10 protein-coding genes are annotated in these 14,073 nt (G+C 61.1%); 5 read left to right on the top strand and 5 right to left on the bottom strand.

All coding sequences use genetic code 11. The features are described from left to right. Positions 1-21 precede the first annotated feature (21 nt). A complete protein-coding gene (locus NKJ32_RS22870; protein WP_352756629.1) occupies positions 22-1,263 on the top strand; it encodes a glycoside hydrolase family 5 protein in 1,242 nt (413 codons plus the stop codon). Between the two features lie 166 nt (positions 1,264-1,429). Further along, complete coding sequence (gene asnB / locus NKJ32_RS22865; protein WP_352756631.1) at positions 1,430-3,355, top strand: asparagine synthase (glutamine-hydrolyzing); 1,926 nt, start codon at positions 1,430-1,432, stop codon at positions 3,353-3,355. Here asnB and NKJ32_RS22860 read toward each other — a convergent pair. Beyond that, positions 3,329-4,447, bottom strand: a complete 1,119-nt coding sequence (locus NKJ32_RS22860) for a glycosyltransferase family 4 protein (protein ID WP_352756633.1) — start codon at positions 4,445-4,447, stop codon at positions 3,329-3,331. The genes asnB and NKJ32_RS22860 overlap by 27 nt on opposite strands. A 169-nt stretch (positions 4,448-4,616) precedes the next feature. Here NKJ32_RS22860 and NKJ32_RS22855 point away from each other — a divergent pair, with 169 nt between their 5' ends. Then, positions 4,617-6,056 (top strand): lipopolysaccharide biosynthesis protein, encoded by a 1,440-nt coding sequence (locus tag NKJ32_RS22855; protein ID WP_352704076.1) that lies wholly within the window; start codon positions 4,617-4,619, stop codon positions 6,054-6,056. Positions 6,057-6,100: 44 nt separating this feature from the next. Here the strand turns inward: NKJ32_RS22855 and NKJ32_RS22850 are convergent, their stop codons facing one another. Genes NKJ32_RS22850 through wecB form a run of 3 tightly spaced genes read right to left on the bottom strand, consistent with a single transcriptional unit; the run spans position 6,101 to position 9,379 of the window. Next, on the bottom strand, positions 6,101-6,904 hold the full coding sequence (locus NKJ32_RS22850; RefSeq protein WP_352756635.1) for a WecB/TagA/CpsF family glycosyltransferase: 804 nt from the start codon (positions 6,902-6,904) through the stop codon (positions 6,101-6,103). After that, positions 6,901-8,232, bottom strand: coding sequence for a UDP-N-acetyl-D-mannosamine dehydrogenase (gene wecC, locus NKJ32_RS22845; RefSeq protein ID WP_352541698.1), 1,332 nt, complete (start codon positions 8,230-8,232; stop codon positions 6,901-6,903). Before wecC ends, NKJ32_RS22850 begins: the two co-directional genes overlap by 4 nt. After that, a complete protein-coding gene (wecB, locus tag NKJ32_RS22840) occupies positions 8,225-9,379 on the bottom strand; it encodes a non-hydrolyzing UDP-N-acetylglucosamine 2-epimerase (protein ID WP_352756637.1) in 1,155 nt (384 codons plus the stop codon). Before wecB ends, wecC begins: the two co-directional genes overlap by 8 nt. 201 nt (positions 9,380-9,580) lie before the next feature. On the opposite strand from wecB, the gene NKJ32_RS22835 reads away from it, so the two are divergent. Further along, positions 9,581-11,023 carry a glucosamine inositolphosphorylceramide transferase family protein gene (locus tag NKJ32_RS22835; RefSeq protein WP_352569039.1) on the top strand — a complete coding sequence of 481 codons (1,443 nt, stop codon included), beginning with the start codon at positions 9,581-9,583 and terminating at the stop codon, positions 11,021-11,023. 19 nt (positions 11,024-11,042) lie between these two features. Here the strand turns inward: NKJ32_RS22835 and NKJ32_RS22830 are convergent, their stop codons facing one another. Then, entirely contained in the window at positions 11,043-12,353 is a 1,311-nt protein-coding gene (locus NKJ32_RS22830; protein ID WP_352455347.1) for a VpsF family polysaccharide biosynthesis protein, read from the bottom strand. A 167-nt stretch (positions 12,354-12,520) separates the two neighbouring features. Here NKJ32_RS22830 and NKJ32_RS22825 point away from each other — a divergent pair, with 167 nt between their 5' ends. After that, positions 12,521-14,071, top strand: a complete 1,551-nt coding sequence (locus NKJ32_RS22825) for a GumC family protein (protein ID WP_352756639.1) — start codon at positions 12,521-12,523, stop codon at positions 14,069-14,071. The last annotated feature ends 2 nt before the right edge of the window (positions 14,072-14,073 follow it).

Raw genomic sequence — 14,073 nt, 5'->3', positions numbered from 1 at the left:
CGCGAGCATGCGGAGGGAGCGATGCGAAAAGCGGTGTATGTTGTTGCCTGGGTGCTCGCCTTGCTTGTGGCGGCCGCGGCAGAGCCCATCCCTCTCAAGCGCGGCGTTGGCGTGCATCAGTGGCTCAACTGGTCGCCGGTGGAGAAAGACGGAACCTACGTTTGGCCGCCCTATCGCAGCGAAAAGGAGTGGCTTGCGGAAAGCAGGCCGCTCACCGACTGGCCGGCCGCGGAGGTGTTTGCCCACATCCGATCGATGGGCTTCGACTTCGTCCGGCTGAGCGTCGATCCCGGCCCGCTGCTTGCCAGCGGGGACGCCAAGCGGCAGCAGGCGCTGGACATACTTGCCGCCGCCGTTGAGCGGATCACGTCGACCGGCCTCAAGGTGGTTTTCGACCTGCATGGCGTCACTCAGGTTCCCGACTACAGCATGGAGATGATCTATGGCGGCGCCGACAGCGAGGGCGTTGCCCGCTATCGTCAAATGGTTGTGGCGGTCGCTGCCATGCTGGTCAAGATAGGCACCGACAAAGTCGCCCTCGAACCTTACAACGAGCCCGCATACTACCCTTGCGATGCGAGCGGCAGCGATCACTGGCAGCGGATCATGGCAGGGACCGTCCACGACATTCGAGCGGTCAGCAGCGAACTTACCATCGTTGCAACCGGCGCCTGCGGCGGCAGCATTGCCGGATTGGTTAACCTCAGCCCCGGCTTTGATGACCCAAACCTCTATTACAGCTTCCATATGTATGAGCCGCACAGCTTCACCCACCAGCGGCCCGATGACACGATCAGCTTTGCTTCGGGACTTCCCTGGCCGGCCGACAGTAGTACACCCGAAGTGGTGACCGAAACCCTTAGAGCGCGGATGGAAGCTGCCGGCTTGAGCAGGGTCGAGCAGGTCATGAACATGGCCACCGCGCGCCAAGCAATCGCGAACTATTTCGAGCAGAACTGGGGCCAGAGCCAACTGGAGGCGAGCTTTCGCCAGGCTGTCGACTGGGCTGAAGGCCATGGCATTCCCAGCCGGCGGCTCTTCATGGGCGAATTCGGCGCTATCCTCATGTCCGCGGACGGCCGCATGGGCGCCTTTGAGGCCGACCGTTCGCGCTATCTCAAGGCAGTGCGCCGAGAGGCCGAACGCTTCGCGATCCCATGGTCTGTCTGGGAGTTCTCCAATCCTTATGGGATGAGCCTCATCCCGCCCGATGGTCCCCCGGTTCCCGACCCGGAGATGCTGCAGGCATTGGGCCTGCCATAGGTGCCGTCACTCGCCCTCACCAGCGAACAACCGGTGCAACCCCTGACCGCCAGGCTCGATCGAGGAACGGCCCGTGGCAGCTTTCTCCCGGTTGGGTTGTATTGGCACGAAGTGTTTAACACATTTGTTGTACTGAATTGAGGAATGTGCGCGCCTAGGGGGAACAATGTGTGGAATTGCCGGATGGATCGGTCGAAGGGCTAAAAATCCACAAGAGCGGGCCGCCAGAATGTCAAACGCATTGCGGCATCGCGGTCCCGATGCCGAAGGCGCCGAGATATTGGACCTGAACACCGGCGAGCAACAATTGGCATTGGTCCATCGCCGCCTGGCGATCATTGACTTGGCGCCTGAGTCAAATCAGCCGATGCAGATTGAGGACGGCCGTCTCAAAATAATTTTCAACGGAGAGATATATAACTACATCGAGTTGCGGCAGGAACTGATCGGCCTTGGCCATCATTTTCGAACGCGCTCCGATACCGAGGTGCTGCTCCGAGCCTACGATCAGTGGCACTTGTCCATGTTCGACCGGCTGAGCGGCATGTTCGCCTTTGCACTCTGGGATGCTCAGAGGCAGGAATTGATCCTCGGCCGGGATCCCTTCGGGGAAAAGCCGCTTTACCTCATGCAAAGCGAAAGCTTGCTGCTGTTTGCCTCGGAGATCAACGCATTGTTGTCGGCGCAGCAAGATGCGCAGCAACTCGATCTGGATGCGGTGGACGAGTATCTGAACTGGCGTTATGTGCCGGGACCACGCACGCTTTTTAAACAGATCCGCAAGCTCAATCCCGGAAGCTATGCTGTCTGGTCGCAAGGGGTGGTCAAGGAAACGCGCTACTATACGCCTCCGGATCAGGCGGCCCTGGCCGAGCGGATCGACGGAAAAACCGCCAAGAAGCGATTTCTGGAACTGCTCGACCATTCCGTCGAGATCAGGATGCGCAGCGATGCACCTTTTGGGGCCTTTCTCTCCGGAGGACTCGACTCCTCGGCTATCGTCGCCCTGATGGCCAGGCATAGCGCCACGCCCATTCGCACGTTTTCCGTCGGGTTCGACGACGCAGCCTATAGCGAACTTGCATTCGCCCGGCGCGTTGCCGATCATTTCAAGACCGATCATTGCGAACTTGTCATCCAGCCAGGCGATCTGATGGATCAGCTGCCCGCGATGGTTCGCCAACGCGGGGGACCTGTTTCGCAAAGCAGCGATATTCCAATTTACCTGATGTCGGAGCGCGCCTCGCAGGACGTCAAGATGGTGCTCACCGGAGAAGGAGCCGACGAGATTCTCGGCGGCTATCCCAAGCATCGCGCGGAATCACTGGCCGGGATCTACCAGTCGCTTGTTCCAGCCTCGCTGCACGATAACGTCCTTTCCCCTTTGGTACGCGCCATGCCGGGCGCGTCGGCCAAGGTCGATACGTTTGCCCGCACCGCGGGCGAAAGGGACTTTGCCGCCCGGATGGTCTCCTGGTTTGGAGCCGTTTCGGCGCAGCAGCGCGCTTGCCTGATCGGCGCGTCCGCAAATCGCCGTTATGAGCGCAACGACTTTCCGTTCTCGTCAAGCGCTGCGGCTTCCCATCTTCGCCGCGTGCTGTTTTTCGATCAGACATCGTGGCTGCCTGACAATCTCCTGGAACGAGGCGACCACATGATGATGGCCGGTTCAATCGAAGGAAGAATGCCGTTCCTCGATCGAGACCTGGTTTCATTCGTCAGCAAATTGCCCGATCGCTACAGGCTGGGTTGGTTGCATAGCAAGCAGATCCTGCGCGACAGCATGGCCAATATCCTCCCGGAAGAAATTCTCAGCCGCCGCAAGGTCGGGTTCAAGGTACCGGTCGCCGAATGGTTTCGCGGATCGATGAGGAACTACGTGCATGACCATCTTTGCTCGCCCCACTCCGTCATTCGCAGCTATCTGAGTCCGAAACAGCTAGATCAAATCGTCTCGGAACACACCACGCGTGCTGCAGACCACGAAAAGCTGATATGGGCGCTGTTGAATTTGGAGATATTCCACCGCGAATTCAGGCTCGACGCGCCGCCGCGATCGTCGGCCTCAGCGCTTGACCGGTTGACGGCTTGACGCGGCCGATCGCCAGACATCGCAGATTGCGCCGACAAACGGGGCGAGCTCAAGCCGTTCCCGATGCACGGCCATGGCACCGGCACCAAGTTTTGCCCGCAGTGCCGGGTTCTCCACGAGGCGGCTCAGCGCCTCGGTCAACGCTGTAACATCGCCTGGCGGCACCAGCAGCCCGGATTGCCCGTCGGTGATTATGTCTTCGACGGCGCCAACCGGGGTCGCCACCACCGCCAAACCGGCTGCCATGCCTTCGATCACCGACATCGGCAGATTTTCGGCGAAGGATGGAAGAACCAGAATATCGGCCGAAGAAATCAGCGATGCGACATCGTCCGGCCCCACCCAACCCGGAAAGGCGATCCGGTCTGCAATCCCCAGCGCGGCCGATTTTGCCCGTGCCGCCTCGACTTCGCCATCGCCGGCAATCGTGGCGCGCCAATTCTTGACAGGGCTCATGCGGTGCAGTGCCTCGAGCAATTGCGGTACGCCCTTGCGGTCGCCGATGCGGCCCAGGAACAGGATATGCACATGGTCGCCGCCGCCGACATGCGCCAGCGACGGGACTTCGGTCGCATTGGGCACGATCACGATATTGCCGGCTGCGCCCGGCGCCCGGCTGGCGACGAAATCACGCCAAAGCCTGCCCAAAACGATCACCCGATCGGCATGCTCGAACAGAGCTTTGATACGGCGGCTTATGAAACCGCGGTCGGCTTTCCAGAATGTCTGATACTGCGCCCCGTGCAAATGCAGGACATAGGGTATCGACAGCAGCCGTGCGCAGGCGGCGATCACCATCTTGCGGTAGGTGCTGCCGGAAACTGAGATGTTGATATGAATGACATCGGCGCGTCCAGCCAGACGCGCTTTAAGCATCCGTAAGCAAAAACCGAGCATATAGAAGATCGAAAGTCCGACATGCCCCGGGCCACGACTGGCAAGGAAGCACACATCGATGTCGGCGATTTCTTGCCGTTCGAACTCCTGCTTCAGCGCCCCCATGATGCGGTCGATGCCGCCCTGCCCCGAAACGCCCGAGGGCGTCGCGACCAGGACATGTATTTTTCGATCGGATATCAGGCGCTGCAACATGATGGTACTCTAAATAACACAGACCGGGTAACTGCAAAGCAAACGTTCCCGATAAGGTTTACGGCAAATCTTTTAGTTCAAACTGAATCTGTTCACCCTTCGGCGTCATCGGGCTGGATTTTCCGCCAGTCGGCGGCTAGTCGAAGGTGAGTTTTCCAGGGACACGCCCTTGCTGCTCCGTTCCACGCTCATTTATGCTCCGGCGATCCTGCTGACGCGAATTTCGGCGCTGCTCCTGCTCGTCGTCGTGACGCGTTTGATCGACCAGACCGAGTATGGCCTGCTCACCCTGGTGGTGACCGTCGGGGAAATGACCGACATTGCCGTCACCAACTGGCTGCGCATCGCCTTGCTCAGGCTTGGCGGCAAGGGCGAAGTCAGCCGCGGCAGCCTGATGCTGGCCGGTCAGGTGTTGCTTGCCACCACGGCACTGGCGCTGGTCATATCGGTAGGCGCGTCGGCGGTGATCGTGCCTGAACGCTGGGTCGAGTTCGCGATCGCAGTCTGCGGCTATCTGGTCGCCGGGTCCATCAGCCGCTTCGCGTTGACGGTGCTGCAGATGCAGCAGCGCCATTCGGTCTATTCGATGCTAGAAGCCCTGCGTGCCCTGCTGCAACTCGCGCTGCCGATCGGCGCTATCCTTGTCTTTCAGGATAGCTTTCTGACGGTGTCGCTCGGCTCGAGCCTCGGCGCCTTGATTGCCGGCATCGTGGCCGGCATCATGGCATCGCGACGGCTCGTTGCCGGTCCGCCGCGCTTCACCCACAGGGACTTCTTTGCGCTCGGTGTGCCGCTGATCATCATGGCGCTGGTAGGCTTCGGGCTCAACAGCGCGGAGCGTCTGTTCCTCAAGATCTATTACGATGCCAGCGCTGTGGCGATCTTCGCCGCAGCCTATGCGCTGGCCCGCCAGCCGATCGACATGGTCGCCAACGCCATCAACATGGGCGCCTTTCCCGAGGTGGTCAGCCGGTTCGACGAGGATGGGCCCGCGGCGTCGGGCCGGCTGCTGTCGCAACTGATGGCGCTGATGATGCGGCTTTGCCTGCCTATTGCAGCGATGCTGGTCGCGCTCAGCAGCGATATCACCGAGCTCATGCTGCCCTCGCAATATCACGGCCGCTTCGGCCTGCTGTTTCCGATCATTGCCTTCAGCGTGCTGTGCGCCAACCTCACCAGCTTCGTCTATGGCGTCGTGGTGCACGCGCACAAGCGGCCGTGGCTGCTGATCATCGCCAATCTCTTCGGCTCGGTGGCAACAATCGCATTGTCCCTGCTGTTGATCCCCCCGATGGCGGAGATCGGCGCCGCTTTGGCGCTGGCGGGCGGCTCGGTGGTGGGCTCCATAACCTGCATTATCATCAGCGAGCGACTCACACCGGTGCCGGTGCCATGGCGCGACATCGGTGTCTCGGTGGTCATCTCGCTCAGCACGGGGGTGGCCGCCAAACTTGCCAGCATGGTGGCCGGCGATGTGCCGGCAATCTTCTCGCTTGTCGCCGGCGGCACTGCCGGTGCTGCGGTTTTCTTCGGGCTGACCTCGTTGTTCCACCCTGTGGCAGCGACGCAATTCGTCGCCCAGCTGCGAGCGCGGCTACGGATCGCGTAAAGCGAAGTCCAGGGTCAACGCCTGTTTTGTGGGGGAACGCGAATCTATAAACCGGCGTTTCGGCGCCAGCGACGCTCCCAGAACTCCCGGAACAGCAGTCCCGCATAGGCAGTGTTGGTGTCGTAGTAGCGGCGCCACAAGCGTCGCGGCTCCTGGACGACGCGGAACAGCCACTCCAGGCCGGCCGCTTGTATCAGCTTCGGCGCACGGGCAACCTTGCCCCCATAGACGTCGAAACTGCCGCCCACGCCCATCACGAAGCTTGAGGCGAGTTCATCGCGGTAGCGTTTGAGAAAGCGTTCCTTGCGCGGTGTCGGCATGGCCACCAGCAGGCAGTCGGCGCCCGAGGCGTTGATCGCCGCGACGATCCCGGCCTCGTCCTCCGGCTTGAAATAGCCGTTGCGCATTCCCGCTATGACGAGGCTCGGATGGTCCTTGGCAAGTCTCACTACAACCGCGTCGAGAACGTGCTGTTCGGCCCCCAGCAGATACGGCCTGAATCCACGCTTCGCGCAGAGGCTCAGCAGATTGATCATGATGTCGACGCCCGCCACCCGCTCGGGCAGCGCGACGCCGCACAGACGTGCACCCCAAAGCACGCCGATGCCGTCGACATTGACCACGTCCGCCCCGGCCACGTCCTCGCGCAGCTCGGCATTCTGGCGCATGGTAACCAGCTTGGCGACGTTCACGACCACATGATGCAGCGGCCGCCCCAGGGTCATCGCCTCGTCGGCGATGGCCAGTGTCTCGGCCATGGTCAGCGCATGGATCGGTGCGCCAAGGAACTCCCGGCGCCGTGATGCCAACAGGGAATGCTGCGCCCATGCCGGGGCGTGCGCGTTCATGCGGCCTGCTCCCTTGCAAGCGTCACTTGTGCGACCTCTGGTTTCTTGCCTTCGATGCGGGCGTCGGGCTTGCGTGCCTTGCGCCACGTCCACAGACCCCTCGTATCGACGAGCTTCTTGTCCTTGAGCGCTTCGGGGTCGACCAGATTGAACTGCCGATGGTCGACCAGGAGGACGACGATATCGGACTTGTCGATGGCCGAAAGTGCGTCGGTGAACACGATGCCCCTGCCCTCGAGCTCATGCGGCAGCGCATTTGTGTTGGGTTCAGCCGCAATGATCTTCACATTGGGGATATCGGACAGAAGTTTCACCACCTCGACGGCCGGGCTCTCGCGCAGATCGTCGATGTTGGCTTTGAAGCTGAGGCCAAGACAGGCGATCGTTTGCTTGCGGGAGGGGTCGAGCAAGGCCTCGATATCCCTGACCACCGACATCGGCCGCTCGGAATTGATCCGGCGTGCCGAAGCCATCAGCCGCGTGCTGTTGGGTGCGGCGTCGATGATAAAATATGGATCGACCGCAATGCAGTGACCGCCGACGCCCGGGCTCGGCTGGAGGATGTTCACGCGAGGGTGTCGATTGGCGAGATCGATCACTTCCCATACATTGAGCGACAGATCCTGACACACGGCGGCAAGCTCGTTGGCAAAGGCGATGTTGACGTCGCGGAACGCGTTCTCCGTCAGTTTCACCAGCTCAGCACTTTCGGCCGTTGTCATGAACAGGTCGCCGGTGACGAAGGTTGAATAAAGTGCCGCCGTCCGTTCCGACGATTTGCGGGACAATCCGCCGATCGAGCGATCGTTGTTGATCAGCTCGGTCAGCACCTTTCCCGGCAGCACGCGCTCGGGGGAATAGGCGACCAGCACATCGGCGTCTTCGCCATGCTGGACAGGAAATTTGAGATCAGGCCGCAACTCGGCAAGCAGCCCGGTCATGATGCGCGTGGTTCCAACCGGCGATGTCGATTCCAATACCACAAGGTCTCCGCGCTTCAGCACGGGGGCGATGCTTCGTGCCGCCGCGAGCACGTAGGTCACGTCCGGCTTATGGTCGTGGGTCATCGGGGTCGGCACGGCGATGATATAGGCGTCCGCCGGCTGCGGCGTGCTGTAGGCCATGAGCTTGCCGTTCGCCACGACCTTCTGGATCAGACCGTCAAGGTCCGGCTCGACGATGTGGATTTCGCCGCGGTTGACCTTCTCGACCACCGCTCCGTTGACATCGACGCCAATGACGTTGAGCCCGCGGCTGGCGAAAATGGCGCAGGTCGGCAGGCCGATATATCCCATGCCGATTACGGAAACGGTTTTGATTTCAGCCATGATGCAGCAGTTCCTCAACAATCCGGTTACTGGCCCGGCCATCGCCATATGGGTTGTGTCGTTCCGCCATGCCGCGATAGGCAGCCTGATCGTCGAGCAGGCGATTGGCGTTGAACAGGATTTTCTCGACATCGGTGCCGACAAGGCGGGCGGTGCCGGCCACGATCCCCTCGGGTCGCTCGGTATTTTCGCGCATCACCAGCACCGGCTTGCCGAGCGAAGGCGCTTCTTCCTGCACGCCGCCGCTATCGGTAAGCACCAGATAGCTCTGCTTCTGCAGGTACAGGAACGGCAGATAGTCCTGCGGCTCGACCAGATGGATGTTCGGCACGCCTTCCAGCTCTGCGTTGACCACCGAGCGCACATTGGGGTTTGGATGGACAGGGTAGACGATCTGCACGTCTCCGCGCGCCGCCAATCCCTTCAACGCCGTACAGATGCGCTGGATGCCGCCGTCGAAATTCTCGCGGCGATGTCCGGTGACGAGGATCATCTTCTTGGAAGGGTCGAGGAAGGGGAAGCTGGCAGCGAGCTTCGCGTTCATCAGCCTGTCGGCATCGATCGCGCTTGAAAAATGCAACAGCGTGTCGATCACGGTGTTGCCGGTCACGAAGATGCTACTTTCGGCCTTTCCTTCGGCGATGAGATTGTCGCGCGCTTGAACGGTCGGCGCAAAATGCCAGGTGGCGATGTCGCCGGCAATCTTGCGGTTCAGTTCTTCAGGAAACGGCGAGTTGATGTTGTGGCTGCGCAATCCTGCTTCGACATGAGCGACGGGGATACGCTTGTAGAAGGCAGCCAGAGCCGCGGCCATCGCCGTGGTGGTGTCGCCCTGCACCATGACGATATCGGGCTTCGCCTTGTCCAGCACCTCGGCCATGCCCAGGAGCACGCGCGAGGTCACATCGAACAGCGACTGGCCGGGTTGCATGATGTTGAGATCGTGGTGCACAGGCAAGCCGGTCAGTTCGACAACCTGGTCGACCATTTCACGATGCTGGGCGGTTATGCATATTTCGGTGATGAAGCCTGGATGAGCAAGGGCGGCACGCGCCACTGGAAAGCATTTGAGTGCCTCCGGCCTAGTGCCGAACACAATCAGCAGTTTCTGCCTGGATGGCAGTTTTGGACGTGAAAGGACGTTCATCGCTGATCCTGGTCGCCTGCAGCCTTCGGGACATACCGACTATTGCCCGCAAGAGCCATAATAGCGCCGGAAAGCGCCTTCGTGATCTCAATTCTTAATATATGATTAACAACCAAGGCCGCGTTCTCCCGGGTTAACTCTTGTGAAAGGTTGGGCTGACAAGTAGTCTATGGCAGTAGTCTTGAAAAAGAATATATTGGATTGACTAATATTTTAATCATCGGCCACGCCGACGCATCCCGGCGCTGGGAAAATGAGCTTCTGGCGCGGTTGAGTGCGGCTGGACATGCGGTTTCGAGTTGCCGCGCGCCGACGCCTGAACCCAATGCGCGCACGATGGACAATGTGCTGGCGCTCGAGGGCCGGCGCTTCGGCCCCTCACTGGCAAGCCGTTCCCGGCCGTTGCCGTCCGGCGACACCGGCCCAGTCGATCTTATGGTCGATCTCACCGCTACCGCCGCACGACGGGGCACGCCTGTCCTGACGCTCGAATTTTGCGGCCAAAGCAGCTTTGCCGCGGGCATGACCGAGATGCTGGCGAGCGGGCGGTTGCCCGAACTCACCGCGCGCCTCGACGGCGTTGCCGTCGCCACGGCGCGGCCGATGATCAGCGACCGGTTGTGGCTATCCCGAACCAGCAACGACCTGCTCGCCGGCGCCATCTCCCTGATTGCCCAATGTGTCGCCCGCTTTTCCGCGGGCAAACTTGCGCCGATTGCCGAGAGCCCGGCGCCGCCCCTGCAGAAAGGCGGATTTATCGGGCACTATCTGTCCTTTTTCGGCAGGGGGTTGGTCGACCGCGCCGTGCAAAAACTGCGACGTGGTCGGCGCCCCTTCTATTGGCAGGTTGCTTATCGGCTGATCGACGGTCCAGGCGTCGCCGAAACCGGACAGCTGGATGGTAAGCCGTTCACCGTGCTTGCCGATGACGGGCAGCGCTTCTACGCCGATCCGTTCGTTCTCGAGCGCGACGGCCGTCATTTTCTGTTTGTCGAGGAGTTTCCCTACTCCACCGGCCGCGGGGTGATTTCTGTCGCTGAACTTGGCACCGACGGCACTTTCGGCGTGCCGAAAGTGGTGCTGGAGGAAGCGCATCACCTGTCATATCCGCAGGTGTTTGCTCACTCCGGCGAGATTTTCATGATCCCTGAAAGCGCTACGGCGCGAGAACTGGTGCTCTACCGTGCCGAGCAGTTTCCGGATCGCTGGGTACGCGATACTGTGCTGATGACGGACAGGGATTTCAACGACGCCACGCTGCTCGAATCCGACGGTCGCTTCTGGCTGTTGGGGACTGAGCGGTTCGGTCACGGCAGCGCGTCCGACACGATGGCCGTCTATTCCGCCCCGGCGCTGCGTGGGCCGTGGGCTGCGCACGCGCTCAATCCCGTCGCAGTCGACCACTCCGCCACTCGGCCGGGCGGCGCCTTTATCCGCCAGGGCGACGCTTTGCTGCTGCCGGTGCAAAACGGGTCTAGAGCCTATGGCGGCGGCCTGGGATTGATGCGGCTGGATCGGCTTGATGATTTCGACGTCCGTTTTGAACTGCCCCGCTCAATCGATCCCGGGCCGGCATGGGCTCGGTCCGGCATTCACACGCTCAATCGCGCGGGCGGTGTCGAGGTCGTGGACAGCGCCGGCTGACCGGATCCGAGGTCCGTGCTTAACGAGATCCAGCCGGGTTTGGGCTGGATGCAGCAGCCGAAGGCATGCTCTCGAGCGAGCCTCCATGGGGCTGCTTCCTGTAGGCAAGCAGCAACACCACGATGATCGTCATGTCCGGCGTTTTTGACGAAAGCGCGTTGTTTGACAGCGCGGCAAGCAAGAACGTTATGGTGCCGATCCATGCCGGCAGCGGCGCCCCGCGCAGCAGCCGGAAGACGAACCAGAATATCAGCGCTGTAAACAGCAGGGCTATGGGCAGGCCGAAGAGCAAGATAATTACCACCGGCGCGCTTTCGATGTAGGGCAGATGCAGCTTCTGCCGGACGATCGCCAGCAGGTCGTCAACGTTCATGCCGAACAGGATGTCGTTCCAGCTGACCAGTCCGAACACCTGATAAATGGTCACCCGGGCCATGAAGTTTTCGTCGAAGATGGTGTTGCTGAACCGATTCAGCAGACCGCCCGCAAACAGTACCGCTACGAGCACCGCGCCACCCGTCACGGTGAACATCAGCACGACAAATTTGGCCTGCCGCTCATATTTGAGCGACAGGCCCGGCCAAGGCACGAACAGCAGCAGAATGAGGATTTCGCCGGTGGCGAGCATCAGCGCGGCGCGAGCGCCCGATGCAGCGCAACCGATGAACAACAGGAAGATCGCCATCACCCGCGCCCATATGCGCCAGTGCGTCAGCGGCACGAATCCGATGGTTGTGGCGCAGAGCGCGCCCAGTGCCAGCGGATGGGCCGACAGGCCAGTTGGCCTGAATTGCAGTTCGTTCAACCCATAGGGCAACAGCCGATGTTGAGTCACCGCCTCGATGGTGCCGATGACAGCGCTCAGGATCGCCATTCCAAGCACGACGTCCCCCAGCGCCCGCCGCACCTCTGCATTCAATGCCAGCATCAACAGGCCTGTGGCGCCGGCCACCAGATAGGTATCGATGATGAACCCGGAGGAGCCCGCACGGCCGGTAACGAACAGATAGGGCACCAGCGCGAACATCAGCACCGAATAGCGGATCAACGCCTTGAATATTCCAATTTCGTCGCCGTGCAGCAGAAACGGCCGGCTGAAAAGAACGATAGGAAGCAGCAGGATGATCGCATAGGTGCCGAAATGCAGCTTCTCGTAGAACGAGCCTCCCTGGGCCGTATAGTCGACGACCATGTTCATCACCTGCGGTGATACCGTAAAGCGAAGCAGGAGCGCGAACGCTGCGCATAGGAAAAACAGCAGCGACAGCGCGTTCTGACGGCGCGCTCGGCTGGACGATAATCGTTCCGAAGCGGCAGCGGGATAGCTCATGGCCCATCCAAATGGCGATATTCGAACGGCATTCTGGGCAACGAAATCCCTTCAACGTCCGCCGGACGGACAGCGTGAGCGGTAAAATGGGCCAACTTGGAAAATAAGATGTTAACGATGTTTCTGTAGAGCAGGCCAAGCGTAATGATTTAACAAGGGTTGTCACCATGTCTGCCGGTTCCGGCACACCCCCCATCTCCGCGACGGCTTCCAATAACAGTGCATTCGAGCGTATCGCCAATGCACGGCGCAGGGCATTGCTGCAACAGCATGGCCCAGTCGCGGCGCTAAGCTCCGCGCCGGTGACGCCGCAACCTCCAGAGCCTGTCGCAACGGTGACCCTGGACAAGATCGGCGATTTCCTCGAGCTCGATTTTCGACGCCTGTTCGTCTGGCTGCGGGCCGGCCTCGCCCTGGCCTTCATGCTGGCGGTAATCGGCGGCATTGTCGGCGGCGCCTATGCATTGCTGAGCAAGCAGCGTTACACCGTCACGACCGAGGTCCTCATCAACCCATCCAATTTGCAGGTTGTGGAAAACGACCTCTACTCGCAACCGGGCCAGATCGATAGCCAACTGCTCAGCACGCGCAGCAAGCAGCGCATCCTGACCTCGGGCAACGTGCTTTCCCGTGTGGTGGACGAACTGAATCTGACTCACGATCCGGAGTTTTTCGATCCGGACCGGAGCACATCCTCGTCCGGCGCTGTGGCGAAGCCCGACCCGAGGCTCATCGCCTTGAAGAACCTGGCGGACCGGGTAGACGCCATCGCGGATCCGACCTCGTTTGTCACAACCCTCTCGGTATCTGCGGAAACCACCGCCAAGGCGATCCTGATCTCGCAGGCCATAGTCAAAAACTTCCAGGAAGAACTGGCTAAGGCGGAAGCTGCCGGCGCCAGCCGTGCCGCGGCTGCCCTTGACAGCCGGCTTGGCCAACTCAAGAGCGACGTGCAGGCAGCCGAAGAGAAGGTCGAGAGCTACAGGCGCAGCCACAACCTGTCGTCCAGCAATGGCCAGCTCGTCAGTTCGCAGACGCTGACGCAGCTCAATGGCGAAATCGTCGATGCGCAATCGCGTGTCATCGCCGCGCAGGCAAGCTACGACGCCCTGGTTGCCTCCGGTATCAACGGGGCCAATCCCGACCCCACGGTTTCGGAAGCGCTCGCGGCGCTGCGCGACAGGTCAAACAGCCTGCGGCAGCAGATCGACTCACAGTCGATGACCTTCGGTCCGCGCCACCCGACGATTGTCAGGCTCAGGACGGAACTCGAGACCGTCAACTCGCAACTCCGGGCCGAGTTCTCCCGCACCATCGGCACGGCAAAGGCCAGCCTGGACAAGGCCAGGGCCTCGTTGGCTTCTCTCAACGCCAGGATGAACGATCTGAAGAGCAATGTATTCACCGACAGCGAATCCGAAGTCGCCCTGCGTGAACTTGAACGCGATGCCGCCTCGAAGAGAGCGGTCTATGAGAGCTTCCTGTCACGTGCGCGCCAAATCAGCGAGCGCGAGCAGATCGACACCACAAACGTACAGGTGATTTCGACCGCGGTGCCCCCGCCCGCGCGCTCATGGCCTCCGCGCACTGCCCTGGTGGCAGGCGCAGGAGCGTTCGCAGGCTTTGCCCTGGGCATGCTTCTGGCCATCGGCATGGGCATCATCCGCGACATGCGCCGGCCGCCGAACCGATCAGGCCTTGCCGCCAGCCGAGCCTGAAG

Source organism: Mesorhizobium sp. M0159, assembly GCF_040322295.1.
In the GTDB taxonomy this organism is placed as follows: Bacteria; Pseudomonadota; Alphaproteobacteria; order Rhizobiales; family Rhizobiaceae; genus Mesorhizobium.
The sequence above is the reverse complement of the archived record's forward strand: the minus strand, read 5'-3'. Positions and strand labels throughout refer to the sequence as shown.